The sequence below is a fragment of the Piscinibacter sp. genome (assembly GCF_047600445.1).
Taxonomy (GTDB): domain Bacteria; phylum Pseudomonadota; class Gammaproteobacteria; order Burkholderiales; family Burkholderiaceae_C; genus Piscinibacter.
Genome location: NZ_JASGKT010000001.1, coordinates 389237 through 402408, shown reverse-complemented (window position 1 = coordinate 402408; position 13172 = coordinate 389237). Strand labels below are relative to the sequence as shown.

12 protein-coding genes are annotated in these 13172 nt (G+C 71.7%); 6 read left to right on the top strand and 6 right to left on the bottom strand.

Going from position 1 to position 13172, the window contains the following annotated elements; all coding sequences use genetic code 11:
* Positions 1–1011, bottom strand: a complete 1011-nt coding sequence (locus QM792_RS01860; protein ID WP_415147472.1) for an ABC transporter substrate-binding protein — start codon at positions 1009–1011, stop codon at positions 1–3.
* A gap of 20 nt (positions 1012–1031) precedes the next feature.
* Positions 1032–1937: a TauD/TfdA dioxygenase family protein gene (locus QM792_RS01855; RefSeq protein ID WP_415147471.1), complete on the bottom strand. Its 906-nt coding sequence runs from the start codon at positions 1935–1937 to the stop codon at positions 1032–1034.
* Between the two features lie 115 nt (positions 1938–2052).
* Between QM792_RS01855 and QM792_RS01850 the strand changes: the two genes are divergently transcribed.
* Entirely contained in the window at positions 2053–2736 is a 684-nt protein-coding gene (locus QM792_RS01850) for an alpha/beta hydrolase (protein WP_415147470.1), read from the top strand.
* A 3-nt stretch (positions 2737–2739) separates the two neighbouring features.
* Here the strand turns inward: QM792_RS01850 and gdhA are convergent, their stop codons facing one another.
* The gene (gene gdhA, locus QM792_RS01845; protein WP_415147469.1) at positions 2740–4086 is read right to left on the bottom strand and encodes an NADP-specific glutamate dehydrogenase; all 1347 of its coding nucleotides are present in this window, start codon (positions 4084–4086) and stop codon (positions 2740–2742) included.
* Between the two features lie 211 nt (positions 4087–4297).
* Here gdhA and QM792_RS01840 point away from each other — a divergent pair, with 211 nt between their 5' ends.
* The 3 genes from QM792_RS01840 (at position 4298) to QM792_RS01830 (ending at position 8028) form a co-directional block, all read left to right on the top strand.
* Positions 4298–4858 (top strand): ECF-type sigma factor, encoded by a 561-nt coding sequence (locus tag QM792_RS01840; protein ID WP_415147468.1) that lies wholly within the window; start codon positions 4298–4300, stop codon positions 4856–4858.
* Between the two features lie 76 nt (positions 4859–4934).
* On the top strand, positions 4935–7601 hold the full coding sequence (locus tag QM792_RS01835; protein WP_415147467.1) for a protein kinase domain-containing protein: 2667 nt from the start codon (positions 4935–4937) through the stop codon (positions 7599–7601).
* 82 nt (positions 7602–7683) lie between these two features.
* A complete protein-coding gene (locus QM792_RS01830) occupies positions 7684–8028 on the top strand; it encodes a hypothetical protein (protein WP_415147466.1) in 345 nt (114 codons plus the stop codon).
* Between the two features lie 13 nt (positions 8029–8041).
* Here QM792_RS01830 and QM792_RS01825 read toward each other — a convergent pair whose 3' ends face one another.
* Positions 8042–8827: an exodeoxyribonuclease III gene (locus tag QM792_RS01825; protein ID WP_415147465.1), complete on the bottom strand. Its 786-nt coding sequence runs from the start codon at positions 8825–8827 to the stop codon at positions 8042–8044.
* 15 nt (positions 8828–8842) lie between these two features.
* On the opposite strand from QM792_RS01825, the gene pyrE reads away from it, so the two are divergent.
* Together pyrE and QM792_RS01815 are read left to right on the top strand one after the other, a co-directional pair.
* On the top strand, positions 8843–9523 hold the full coding sequence (pyrE, locus tag QM792_RS01820; RefSeq protein ID WP_415147464.1) for an orotate phosphoribosyltransferase: 681 nt from the start codon (positions 8843–8845) through the stop codon (positions 9521–9523).
* A 4-nt stretch (positions 9524–9527) separates the two neighbouring features.
* The gene (locus QM792_RS01815) at positions 9528–10223 is read left to right on the top strand and encodes a hypothetical protein (RefSeq protein ID WP_415147463.1); all 696 of its coding nucleotides are present in this window, start codon (positions 9528–9530) and stop codon (positions 10221–10223) included.
* Here QM792_RS01815 and gatB read toward each other — a convergent pair.
* Together gatB and gatA are read right to left on the bottom strand one after the other, a co-directional pair.
* Positions 10189–11643, bottom strand: a complete 1455-nt coding sequence (gene gatB, locus QM792_RS01810; protein ID WP_415147462.1) for an Asp-tRNA(Asn)/Glu-tRNA(Gln) amidotransferase subunit GatB — start codon at positions 11641–11643, stop codon at positions 10189–10191. The genes QM792_RS01815 and gatB overlap by 35 nt on opposite strands.
* The gene (gatA, locus tag QM792_RS01805) at positions 11640–13142 is read right to left on the bottom strand and encodes an Asp-tRNA(Asn)/Glu-tRNA(Gln) amidotransferase subunit GatA (RefSeq protein ID WP_415147461.1); all 1503 of its coding nucleotides are present in this window, start codon (positions 13140–13142) and stop codon (positions 11640–11642) included. Before gatA ends, gatB begins: the two co-directional genes overlap by 4 nt.
* Positions 13143–13172: the final 30 nt, after the last annotated feature.

The window sequence follows — 13172 nt, the reverse complement described above, 5'->3', positions numbered from 1 at the left end:
TCAGTTGGCCGCGGCGTTGTGCGCGTCGTCGAAGAAGTAGTCCTTCGCCGACGCGGGCTTGTTCTTGATCGCGCCGATGCGGTGCATGAACTCGGCCAGCGCGTAGGTGTTCTGCGGCGTCAGCTTGAACTCGACCTCGGGGTTGCGGATGATCTTCAGCAGCAGTTCGCGGTCGACGCCGCTCTTGTTGCCGCGGATGAAGATGTCGGCCGCCTTCTCCGGGTTGGCGCGGATGAACTGCGCGGCCTCGGCCAGCGCGTCGACGAAGGCCTTGTAGGTCTTCGGGTTCTCCTTGCGGAACTTCTCGGTGGCGTACAGCACCGTCGCCGAGGCCGGGCCGCCGAGCACGTCGTAGCTGTTGAGCACGATGCGCGCGTTCGGGTTGCCGGCCAGCTCCTGCTCCTGGAAGGGCGGGTTGCCGAAGTGCGCCGTGACCTCGGTGCCGCCCTTGATGATCGCCGCGGCCGCCTCGGGGTGCGGCACCGCCACCTGCAGCCTGTCGAGGCGGTTGTACTGCGCGTCGCCCCACAGCCTGGCCGAGGCGAGCTGCAGGATGCGCGACTGCACCGACACGCCCGCCGCCGGCGTCGCGATGCGGTCCTTGTCGCCGAAGTCGGCGATCGTCTTCACCGCCGGATTGTTGGTGACGAGGTAGTAGGGGAAGTTGCCCAGCGAGGCGATGCCCTTGACGTTCTGCCTGCCGAGCGTGCGGTCCCAGACCGTCAGCAGCGGGCCGACGCCGGCGCCGGCCACCTCGATCGAGCCGGACAGCAGCGCTTCGTTGACGGCGGGGCCGCCGGAGAGCTTGACGTACTCGACCTTGACGTCGATACCCTGCGCCTTGCCGTGCTTCTCGATCAGCTTCAGGTCGTCGGCCACGTTGAGCGCCAGGTAGACGATGCCGAACTGCTCGGCGATGCGCAACTGGCCTTCGGCCCGGGCGGGCGTGGCGACGGCGGCGGTCAGGGCAAGGGCGAGTGCGGCGAGGTCGCGGCGGGCGTGGCGGGTCATCGGATCTCCAGTGGAAAGGCTCAGAAGGGCCGGTCGCCCTCGATCGTGGTGCGGTTCAAGCGGCGCCGCAGCGTGTCGGGGCAGCCGGTGGCGAGGTGGATGACGCAGCGGTTGTCCCAGAACACCATGTCGTGGGGCCGCCAGCGGTGGCGGTACACATGCTCCGGGCGCACGCTGTGCGCGAACAGCCGCGCCAGCAGGTCGGCGCTTTCGTCTTCCGGCAGGCCGACGATGCGCGTCGTGAAGTGCTCGCTGACGAACAGGGCCTTGCGGCCGGTTTCGGGGTGCGTGCGCACGACCGGGTGCACCTGCGGCTTCACCTGGGCGATCTGCGCGTCGCTGAGCCTGGGCCGCCAGGGACTGCGCGCGCGCAGCGCCTCGTACTTGCACAGGTACGAGTGCTCGGCCCGAAGCCCCTCGACGGAGCGCTTCAGCGCCGCCGGCAGCGTGTCGTAGGCGAGGTGCATGTTCGCGAACAGCGTGTCTCCACCTTCGGACGGCAGCTCCTGCGCGTGCAGCATCGAGCCCAGGCTGGGCTTCTCGACGTAGGACAGGTCGGAATGCCAGTAGTGCCCGGCGTCGCCCAGGCCGATGGGCCGGCCGTTCTCGACGATGTTGGAGACGACCAGGATCTCCGGGTGGCCCGGCAACTGGAACTGGTGCAGCACGTGGATCTGCAGCGGCCCGAAGCGCCGACTGAAGTCGATCTGCTGCCGCGGCGTGATGCGCTGGTCGCGCAACACCAGCACATGGTGGTCGAGGTGGGCCCGGTGGATGCGCGCGAAGGCCGCGTCGTCGAGCGCGCTGCCGAGGTCGAGGCCCGTCAGCTCGGCGCCGAGCGGCGCATCGAGGCGCCGCACGACGAAGTCATCCCGCCGATGCCGCGTCGGTGCGGCCTGCGTCGAGGGTGAGAGAGCGAGGCTCATGGCGGTGTCCGGGGTAAAACCGCCACTCTAGGCAGGGCGCCCCGCGAACCGAAGCGCGGAATGCGCATGCGCTTCCTCGCTCGGCGCATGAGCGCGCGCGGGCGAGAATGCCGCCATGAACGACACCCCTGAACTCGAAACCCTGGAAGGCGCCACCGGCGACTCGCCGGTGGCCAGCGTGATCGTGCTGCACGGCCTGGGCGCCGACGGCCGCGACTTCGTGCCGGTGGCGCAGGCGCTCGACCTGACGGCGGTGGGCGCGGTGCGCTTCGTCTTTCCGAACGCGCCGGTGCGGCCGGTGACGATCAACGGCGGCTACCGCATGCGCGCCTGGTACGACATCGTCGGCGCCGACCTGCAGCGCCGCGAGGACGAAGCCGGCCTGCGCGAATCGGCGCGCGCCGTCGCCGCGCTGATCGCCCGCGAGCGCGAACGCGGCGTCGCCGCGAATCGCATCGTGCTGGCCGGCTTCTCGCAGGGCTGCGCGATGACGCTGCTGGCCGGGCTGCGCTACCCCGAGCGCCTGGCCGGCCTCGCCGGGTTGTCGGGTTACCTTCCGCTGGCGGCCAGCACCGCGGCCGAGCGCAGCGAGGCGAACCGCGACGTGCCGGTCTTCCTCGCCCACGGCAGCCAGGACGAGGTCGTCGCGCCGGCACGCGGCATCGCCTCGCGCGACGCGCTGCGCGCGCTCGGCCACGAGGTCGAGTGGCACGAGTACCCGATGGGGCACTCGGTGTGCCCCGAGGAGGTGGGCGCGCTCAACCAGTGGCTGCTGCGCGTGCTCGGCGCCCTGCCCTGAGCCTCAGATCACGCCCTGCGCCAGCATCGCGTCGGCCACCTTGACGAAGCCGGCGACGTTGGCGCCGTCCACGTAGCTGATGCGGCCGTCGGCGCGCCGGCCGTGCTGCAGGCAGGCCTCGTGGATGCTGCTCATGATGCCGTGCAGGCGCGCGTCGACCTCGTCGCGGCCCCACGACAGGCGCATCGCGTTCTGGCTCATCTCCAGGCCCGAGGTGGCCACGCCGCCGGCGTTGCTGGCCTTGCCCGGCGCGTAGAGCACGTCGCTGGCCTCGAACACCTTCACCGCCTCCAGCGTCGAGGGCATGTTGGCGCCCTCGGCCACGCACTTCACGCCGTTGGCGACCAGCGTCCGGGCGTCGTTCTCGTCGAGTTCGTTCTGCGTCGCGCAGGGCAGCGCCACGTCCACCGGCAACCGCCAGGGCCGCGCGCCGGGCAGGAACTCGACGCCCTTGACGCGCTTCGCGTAGTCGTCGACGCGGCCGTAGTGGTGGTTCTTCACCTCCATCAGCTCGGCCAGCTTGTCGGGCGTGAAGCCCTGCGAGTCGACCACCGTGCCGCTGGAGTCGGACACGCTGACCACCTTCGCGCCCAGCGCCATCGCCTTCTCCACCGCGTACTGCGCCACGTTGCCCGAGCCCGAGACGCTGACGCGCAGGCCCTCGAACGACAGGCCCTTGCGCTTGAGCATCTCCTCGGCGAAGTAGACGGTGCCGTAGCCGGTGGCCTCGGGGCGGATCAGCGAGCCGCCGTAGGCCAGGCCCTTGCCGGTGAACACGCAGTCGGCGCGGTTGCTGAGCTTCTTCATCATGCCGGCCATGAAGCCGACCTCGCGGCCGCCCACGCCGATGTCGCCGGCCGGCACGTCGGTGTCGGCGCCGACGTGGCGGAACAGCTCGCTGACGAAGGCCTGGCAGAAGCGCATCACCTCGCCGGCGCTGCGGCCCTTGGGGTCGAAGTCGGAGCCGCCCTTGCCGCCGCCCATCGGCAGCGTGGTCAGCGCGTTCTTGAAGGTCTGCTCGAAGGCGAGGAACTTCAGGATCGACAGGTTCACCGAGGGATGGAAGCGCAACCCGCCCTTGTACGGCCCGATCGCCAGGCTGTGCTGGATGCGGTAGCCGCGGTTGACCTGCACGTTGCCGTGGTCGTCGACCCAGGAGACGCGGAACAGGATCACCCGCTCGGGCTCGACCAGGCGGTCGAGCAGGCCGTGCTCGGCGTATTTCGGGTGCGCCGTGATGTAGGGCCACAGGCTCTCGATGACCTCGGTCACCGCCTGGAGGTACTCCGGCTGGCCGGGGTTGCGTTGGGCCACGTGGGCCAGGAAGTCGTGGCTGGAGGCGTGCTTCATGAGGTGGGGCGCGGCGCGGGCGGGGTGGGGGAAATCCCCAAATTATCCCAGCCGGGAACCTTTCCGGTGCCTGACGCCCGTCTGCGGGGCGCAAAACGCACTTGTGCGGTGCTTCGCGGCTTCTAGGGAGGCTGGGCCGTCGCGGTCGCCGTACTTCATCGCTAACATTTCCGGCGAACGGGAAGGTGGTATCCAAAAAGGGGCGACAGCGATGGGCGACATCACCGCGTTGATCCGGCGCGCGCGCGGCGGCGACCGCGGCGCGCTCGACGCGCTGTTCGACACGCTCCACCCCGAGCTGCGCCGCATCGCCCACGCGCGGCTGACGCGCCACCTGCGCGACACGCTGCTCGACACCACCGCGCTGGTCAACGAGTGCTACCTCAAGTTCTCGCAGGCGCAGCGGCTCGGCCCGGACGACCGCGCGCACTTCCTCGCCTACGCCGCCAGCGCGATGCGCTCGATCATCGTCGACTTCGCGCGCGCCAAGGCCGCCGAGCGGCGCGGCGGCGACGCGCCGCACGTGACGCTGGACACCACGCTGGCCGAGGGGCTGGGCGCGCCGCACGGCGAAGACGAGATCGTGCGCGTGCACGAGGCGCTGGCCGAACTGGCCCGGCTCGACGCGCGCCTCGCGCAGGTGGTGGAGATGCGCTACTTCGGCGGCATGACCGACGCCGAGATCGGCGCCGCGCTGGGCCTGACCGATCGCACCGTGCGGCGCGACTGGGACAAGGCGCGGCTGCTGCTGGCCGCCGCGCTGAAGGCGTGACGCGCCGCGGTGTCCGGATCGGCGCGCGCAGTCCGTAACACAGGGCAAGCCACCGACCCGCCGGAGTTCCCCGCCGATGCTGCTGCCCGTCACCGCCGCCGACTGGCCCGCCGTCAGCGCGCTGCTCGACGAACTGCTCGCGCTGCCGCCGGCCGAGCGCGACAGCTTCGTGCAGGCGCTCGACGGCGAGAGCGCGCGCTACCGCGACACGCTGCGCCACCTGCTGGCGCAGTCGGCCGGCAAGGAGACCGCCGACCTGCTGGCCACGCTGCCGCGCGTGGCGCTGCCGGGGCTGGGCGACGAACCCGGCGCGGGCCAGCAGGTCGGCCCCTACCGGCTGCTGCGCGAACTGGGCGCCGGCGGCATGGGCGCGGTCTGGCTGGCCGAGCGCGCCGACGGCACGCTCAAGCGCCAGGTGGCGCTGAAGCTGCCGCGCCTGGCCTGGGGCGCCGGGCTGGCCGAGCGCATGGCGCGCGAGCGCGACATCCTCGCCGCGCTGGAGCATCCGCACATCGCGCGGCTGTACGACGCCGGCGCCGACGACCACGGCCGGCCCTACCTGGCGCTGGAGTACGTCGAAGGCCAGCCGATCGACGCCTACGCCAGCGCCCACGGCCTGAACGTGCGGCAGCGGCTCGAACTGCTGCTGCAGGTGGCCGCCGCGGTGGCGTTCGCGCACAGCCGGCTGGTGGTGCATCGCGACCTGAAGCCGAGCAACATCCTGGTGACGGCCGACGGCCAGGCGCGGCTGCTCGACTTCGGCATCGCCAAGCTGATGGAAGGCGGCACGGCGAACGAGACGCAGCTCACCCGACAGGCCGGCCGCGCGCTGACGCTGGCCTACGCCAGCCCGGAGCAGATCAAGGGCGAGGCCATCGGCACGGCCAGCGACGTTTACTCGCTGGGCGTGGTCGCCTACGAACTGCTGGCCGGCGTGCGGCCCTACAAGCTCAAGCGCGGCAGCGCCGCCGAACTGGAAGAGGCGATCGCCGCCGTCGACCCGCCGCGCGCCAGCGACGCCGCCGTCGATGCGCAGGCAAGGAAGGCGCTGCGCGGCGACCTCGACGCGATCCTGAACAAGGCGTTGAAGAAGGATCCGGCGCAGCGTTATGCGACGGTCGAGGCCTTCATCGACGACGTGCAGGCGGCCCTGGCCTCGCGCCCGGTGAAGGCGCGGCCCGACGGCTGGGCCTACCGGGCGCGCAAGTTCGTCGCGCGCAACCGCGCCGCTGTCGCCTCCGCCGCGCTGCTGCTGGCCGTCGCGGCGGTCGGCGCGGGATCCTCGATCCACCAATACCGGCAGACGGTGGCCGAGCGCGACCGGACGCTGAGCGCACTCGAGCGCGAACAGGCGGTCAGTGCGTTCATGCAGTCGCTGATCACCAGCATCGACATCGGCCGCAGCGTGACGGCGCCGGAGCTGCTCGAACGCAGCGAAGCGCTGCTGGCGAACGAGCGCCTGTCACCGCCCCAGGAGGCCACGGTCCTGTACACCATCGCGCAGTTGCATTCGTCGCACGGCGCTTTCGCCCGCGCGCAGCCGCTGATCGACCGCGCCGTGGAGCGCGCCGAGCAAGGCGGCGACCGCGAGCAGCTCGGCCTGGTGCGCTGCCTGCAGGCGTCGATCGCCGGCCGCCGCGGCGCAGACCCCGATGCGGCCGACCGGCTCGAGAGGCTCGCCGCCGAGCATGCCGACTCCGACACGGTGTTCGTCGATTGCCTGACGGCACGCGCGTATCTGGCGCAGCTTGCCAATGACGCAACCACCGCTGTCCGTTCCGCCGGTCTGGCGCTCGAACGCGCGCGCCGGCAGGCCAACCTGAAACCGGCCCATCACGCCATGCCGGTCGCCGCGCTCGCATATGGACATTCGCTGGCGGGACAGCCGGACAGCGCGCTGCCGCTGTACGCAGAAGCGATCGACCTGTTCCGCTCGGTCGGCCAGGAAGACTCGGTGCGCGCGATGACGGTCTGGAACAACTGGGCCCTGGCGCTGCTGGCGGCCGGCGACCCGAGCCAGGCGCTGGCGGTGCTCGATCGGGCGCTGGCCCTGCACGCGCGGCGCGCGGCCGGCGCCGCGCCGCCGCTCTTCGTGGTGGCCAACCGGGCGCGCATGCTGCTCAATCTCCACCGCCTCGACGAGGCGGTGGCCGAGGCACGGCGAGCCGCTCCGCTCGCCCAGGCCGCCGGCAATCCCACTGCGTTGATCGTTGCGGGCGTCACCGAAGCCGATGCGCTGCGCCTGCAGGGGCGATCCGGCGAGGCGCGCGCGCGGCTGCAGGCCTTGCGGGCCGCCGCGCAGGGCAAGGTGCCCGCGGGCGGCCCGGCCGACATCGGCCTGCTGCGCTTGCAGGCGCTGCTCGATGCGCAGGGCGGCCACGTCGCGCAGGCGCGCGCGACGCTCGACCAGGTCGTCGGCATGCTGGACGACCGCGGCCTCAAAACCGCGGTATTGGCCTCGGCGCTGAATGAGCGCGCGCAACTGGCGTTGCGGGCCGATCGCCTGCCGGAGGCCGAACGGGACATCGAGCGCGCGCTGGCCATCGCCCGCGCGGCCCAGGGCAGGCAGCCGCACAGCGGCGTCACCGGGCTCGTCTTGCTCGAACGCGCCCGGCTGAAGGCGCTGCGCGGCGACGCCGCCGGAGCACGCGCCGATGCCGCCGAGGCGCAGCGGCAGTTGCAGGCCGCGCTGGGCGCGGCCCATCCGGAAACGCTGGCGGCGGCGCGCGCCGTGTCTTCCTAGCGTCCGCCGCGCTGTCCGGATCCGGCGCCCGCTTCCGTACTGAGAGGCAAGGGGGCCAATCGGCCCACGTCGGGAGCACACGATGGACTGGGCTTACAAGGGGATGATGGCCGCCGGCGCGCCGCGGCGCGCGTGGCGCACGGCGCTGCGGGGCCACTACCGGCAACTGCTGGGCTGGGCCTTCACGCTGTTCGCCACGCTGCGCGTGGTGGCCTACCTGCCCACGCTGGCACTGATCTGGCAGCAGGGCGATTCCAGCCAGCACTCGCTGCTGACCTGGCTCATCTGGCTGGGCGGCAACCTGACGATGGCCGCCTGGCTGCACGAAACCGCCCCCGGCCGCAACAGCAAGGCGATCCTGGTGAACCTGGGCAACGCCACGATGTGCCTGGCCGGCGTCGTGACGATCCTCTGGTTCCGCCTGTAGCCGCCGGGCTCGCCTACAGCGTGAAGTCGTAGTCGATCACCAGCGGCGCGTGGTCGGAGAAGCGCTGCTCTAGGTAGATGTGCTCGTGCCGCGCCAGCTTCGCAAGCGCCGGCGTCGCCAGGTGGTAGTCGAGCCGCCAGCCGACGTTCTTGGCCCAGGCCTGGCCGCGGTTGCTCCACCACGTGTACTGCTCGGGGTGCGGGTTGAGGGTGCGGAACACGTCGACCAGGCCGATCTCGTCGAGCAGCGCGGTCATCCAGGCGCGCTCTTCGGGCAGGAAGCCGCTGTTCTTCCGGTTGCCGCGCCAGTTCTTCAGGTCGATCTCCTTGTGGGCGATGTTGACGTCGCCCACCAGGATGAACTCGCGCTCGGCCTTCAGCGCGCGCAGGTGCGGCGCCATCAGCGCGAGGAAGCGGTACTTGGCCTGCTGGCGCTCCTCGCCGCTGCTGCCGCTGGGGAAGTAGCAGCTGACGATCGAGAGCCTGCGCCCGGGCGTGTCGAAGCGCGCCTCGACGTAGCGGCCCTCGGCGTCGAACTCGGCGTTGCCGATGCCGGTGATCACCGCGCTGGGCGCCCGGCGCGTGTACAGGCCGACGCCGGCGTAGCCCTTCTTCTCGGCGAAGTGGAAGTGCCCGCTCATGCCGGCCACCACCTCGAAGCGGCCGGCCACGTCGGCGGCCTGCGCCTTGACTTCCTGCACCCCCATACAATCGGCCACCACGCCTTCGGCCCAGGCTGCGAAGCCCTTGGTGGCCGCCGAGCGGATGCCGTTCAGGTTGAGCGTGACGAGACGGAACACGAGACAAACCCTCCGATGACGACGAACCCCGCGACCGACCCCCTGGCCCAGGACTTCGTGCGGTTCGCGGTCGACGCCGGCGTGCTGCGCTTCGGCGAGTTCAAGACCAAGGCAGGCCGGCTCTCGCCCTATTTCTTCAACGCCGGGCTGTTCGACGACGGCGCCAAGCTCGGCCGGCTGGCGGAATTCTATGCACGCCGCCTGGTCGCCTCGGGCCTGCCCTTCGACATGCTGTTCGGCCCGGCCTACAAGGGCATCACGCTGGCGGCGGCGGTGGCCATCGAGCTGGCGCGGCTGGGGCGCAACGTGCCCTACGCCTACAACCGCAAGGAGGCCAAGGACCACGGCGAGGGCGGCACGCTTGTCGGCGCGAAGCTGGCCGGCCGCGTTCTCATCGTCGACGACGTGATCTCGGCAGGAACCTCGGTGCGCGAATCCATCTCCCTGATCCAGGCCGCCGGCGCGCAGCCGGGCGGCGTGGCGATCGCGCTCGACCGCCAGGAGAAGGCGACGGCCGACGACGGCGCCGACGCGCCCTGGTCGGCCGTGCAGTATGTCCAGCAGCGGCTGGGTCTGCCGGTGGCGGCCATCGCAACGCTGGCCGACTTGCTGCAATACTTGAACGCGAGCGCCGATGCCGGGCTGCGGTCCCACCTCGGCGCGGTTTCGGCCTATCGGGAACGCTACGGAGTCTGACCACGTGCTCAATTCGCTTCGCCCGCTGCTGCTCGCGTCCCTGACGGGCGCGGCGCTGCTCGCGCCGTTCGCGTCGGGTGCGCAGGACAAGCGCGGCGGCCTGATCTACAGCTGCGAAGTGGGCGGCCGCCGCATCACGTCCGACCGGCCGATCGCCGAGTGCAACGCGCGCGACCAGCGCGTGCTGAACTCCGACGGCTCGGTGCGCGAGGTGCGCGCGCCGGTGCTCACCGCCGACGAACGCGCCGCCTTCGAGGCCCGCCAGCAGGAGGAAGCGCTGGCGCGCGCCCAGCAGCGCGAGGCGATCCGGCGCGACCGCAACCTGCTGGCGCGCTTTCCCACCCAGCAGGCGCACGACAAGGCGCGCGAGGCGGCGCTCGACGTGGTGCGCACCAGCCTGAAGACCTCCGAGTCGCGCCTGGCCGCGCTGGAGAAGGAGCGCAAGCCGCTGGTCGACGAGACCGAGTTCTACGTCGGCAAGCAGTTGCCGCTGAAGCTGCGCCAGGCGATCGACGCCAACGACGCCGCCGCCGACGCGCAGCGCGACCTGGTGGCGAACCAGAAGGCGGAGATCGTGCGCATCAACCGCAACTACGACGAAGAGCTGGAACGGCTGCGCCGCCTGTGGAGCGGCGCGCAGCCGGGCTCGCTCGGGCCGCTGGCGGTCAGCCCGCCAGCTTCTTCTTCAGCAACTCGTTGACCTGGGCCGGGTTGGCCTTGCCCTTGCTCGCCTTCATCGCCTGGCCGACCAGCGCGTTGAAGGCCTTGTCCTTGCCGGCGCGGTATTCCTCCACCGACTTCGGGTTGGCGGCCAGCACCTCGTCGAGGATGCGTTCCAGCTCGCCGCTGTCGGACATCTGCTTCAGGCCCTTGTCCGCGATGACGGCGTCGACCTCGCCGCCCTGGCCGCTCCACAGCGCGTCGAACACCTGACGCGCGCCGTTGTTCGAGATGGTGCCGTCGGCGATGCGCGCGACCAGCGCGCCGAGCTGCGCGGCGCCGACCGGGCTGGCCTCGATGGCGCGGTCCTCGGCGTTCAGGCGCCGCGACACCTCGCCCATCAGCCAGTTCGCCACCAGCTTGGGCTGGCCGCAGGCCCGCGCGGCGGCCTCGAAGAACGCGCCCATCGCCTTGCCCTGCGTCATCATCGCCGCGTCGTAGGCGGGCAGCCCGTAGTCGCGCTGGAAGCGTTCGCTCATCGCGCGCGGCAGCTCGGGCATGCCGGCCGCGACGCGCGCCACCCACTCCGGCGCGATCACCAGCGGCGGCAGGTCGGGGTCGGGGAAGTAGCGGTAGTCGTGCGCGTCTTCCTTGGTGCGCATCGCGCGCGTCTCGCCGGTGTCGGGGTCGAACAGCACGGTGGCCTGCTCGACGCGGCCGCCGTCCTCGATCAGGTCGATCTGCCACTGCACCTCGAAGTCGATCGCCTGCTGCAGGAACTTGAAGCTGTTCAGGTTCTTGATCTCGCGCCGCGTGCCGAAGGGCGCGCCGGGCCGGCGCACCGAGACGTTGGCGTCGCAGCGGAAAGAGCCCTCCTGCATGTTGCCGTCGCAGATGTCGAGCCAGGTCACCAGCGCGTGCAGCGCGCGCGCGTAGGCCGCGGCCTGCGCCGAGCTGCGCATGTCGGGCTCGGTGACGATCTCCAGCAGCGGCGTGCCGGCGCGGTTCAGGTCGATGCCGGTCTGGCCGTGGTAGTCCTCGTGCAAGGACTTGCCGGCGTCTTCCTCCAGGTGGGCGCGCGTCAGGCGCACCACGTGGCGTGCCTGCCCGATGAAGAACTCGAGCTCGCCGCCCTGCACCACCGGGATCTCGTACTGGCTGATCTGGTAGCCCTTGGGCAGGTCGGGGTAGAAGTAGTTCTTGCGCGCGAAGATCGACAGCGGCGCCACCGTGGCGCCGACCGCCAGCCCGAAGCGGATCGCGCGCTCGACCGCGCCGCGGTTGAGCACCGGCAGCGTGCCGGGCAGCGCCAGGTCCACCGGGCAGGCCTGGGTGTTCGGCGCGGCGCCGAACTGCGTGCTCGCGCCGCTGAAGATCTTCGAGCGCGTGGAGAGCTGGGCGTGCGTCTCCAGGCCGATCACGACCTCGTAGCCGCGGATCAGGTGTGTGCTGCTGCTCATGCTGCCTCGAATCCGCCCGGCACGCGGGCGTGCCAGTCGGTGGCCTGCTGGAAGGCGTGCGCGGCGTGCAGCAGCGCGCCTTCCCGGAAGTAGTTGCCGATGAGCTGCAGGCCCACCGGCATGCGCCCCTCGCCGAAGCCGGCCGGCACGCTCATGCCCGGCAGCCCGGCCAGGCTGGCCGGCAGCGTGAAGATGTCGGCCAGGTAGGCGGCCACCGGGTCGTCGCCCTGCGCGCCGATCTTCCAGGCCACGCTGGGCGCCACCGGGCCGGCGATCAGGTCGCACTGGCGGAACGCGGACTGGAAGTCGTCGGCGATCATGCGGCGCAGCTTCTGCGCCTGCAGGTAGTAGGCGTCGTAGTAGCCGTGCGAGAGCACGTAGGTGCCGATCATGATGCGGCGCTTGACCTCGGCGCCGAAGCCCTCGCTGCGGCTCTTCTTGTACATGTCGAGCAGGTCGGCGTACTTCGCCGCGCGGTGCCCGTAGCGCACGCCGTCGAAGCGCGACAGGTTCGAGCTGGCCTCGGCCGGCGCGATGATGTAGTAGACCGGGATCGACAGCTCGGTGCGCGGCAGGCTGACGTCGAGCAGCGTGGCGCCGAGCTTCTCGAACTCGGCCAGCGCGGTGCGCACAGCGCCGTCCACGTCGGCGGCCAGCGCGGCGGGGAAGAACTCGCGCGGCAGGCCGATGCGCAGGCCGGCCAGCGGCTTGCCGGCCGGCGCGCCCTCGCGCGGCGCGAGCATCTGCGCATGGAAGTCCTGCGGCGCGCGCTCGGCGCTGGTGGAATCGCGTTCGTCGAAGCCGCTCATCGCCGACAGCAGCAGCGCGCAGTCGGCCGCCGAGCGCGCCATCGGGCCGGCCTGGTCGAGGCTGGAGGCGAAGGCCACCATGCCGTAGCGCGAGCAGGTGCCGTAGGTCGGCTTGATGCCGGTGATGCCGCAGAAGCTCGCCGGCTGGCGGATCGAGCCGCCGGTGTCGGTGCCGGTGGCCGCCGGCACGAGGCGCGCCGCCACCGCGGCCGCCGAGCCGCCCGAGGAGCCGCCCGGCACGCGCGTCGTGTCCCAGGGGTTGTGCACCGGGCCGAAGGCCGAGTTCTCGTTGGCCGAGCCCATCGCGAACTCGTCGCAGTTCAGCTTGGCCAGCGTGACGGTGCCGGCCTGCGCGAGCCGCGCGACCACGGTGGCGTCGAACGGGCTGCGGTAGCCCTCCAGCATCCTCGAGCCGGCGGTGGTGGGCAGCGCGGCGCTGGCGAAGATGTCCTTGTGCGCGATCGGCACGCCCAGCAGCGCGCCGCCGCCGTCCTTGCCGCCGGCGCGGCGCGCGTCGGCGGCCGCGGCCTGCGCCAGCGCCGCCTCGCGGTCGCTGGCCAGCACGGCGCCGAGCGCGGCGTGTTTCTCCAAACGATCAAGCAGCGCGCCGGTCGCTTCGACGCTGGACACCTCGCGCGCACCCAGCGCGCTCGCCAGCTCGGCCACGCCCATCTCGTGGACCGGCTTCATGAAGCCCCCTTGGCGCTTCGCGCCGTCCCC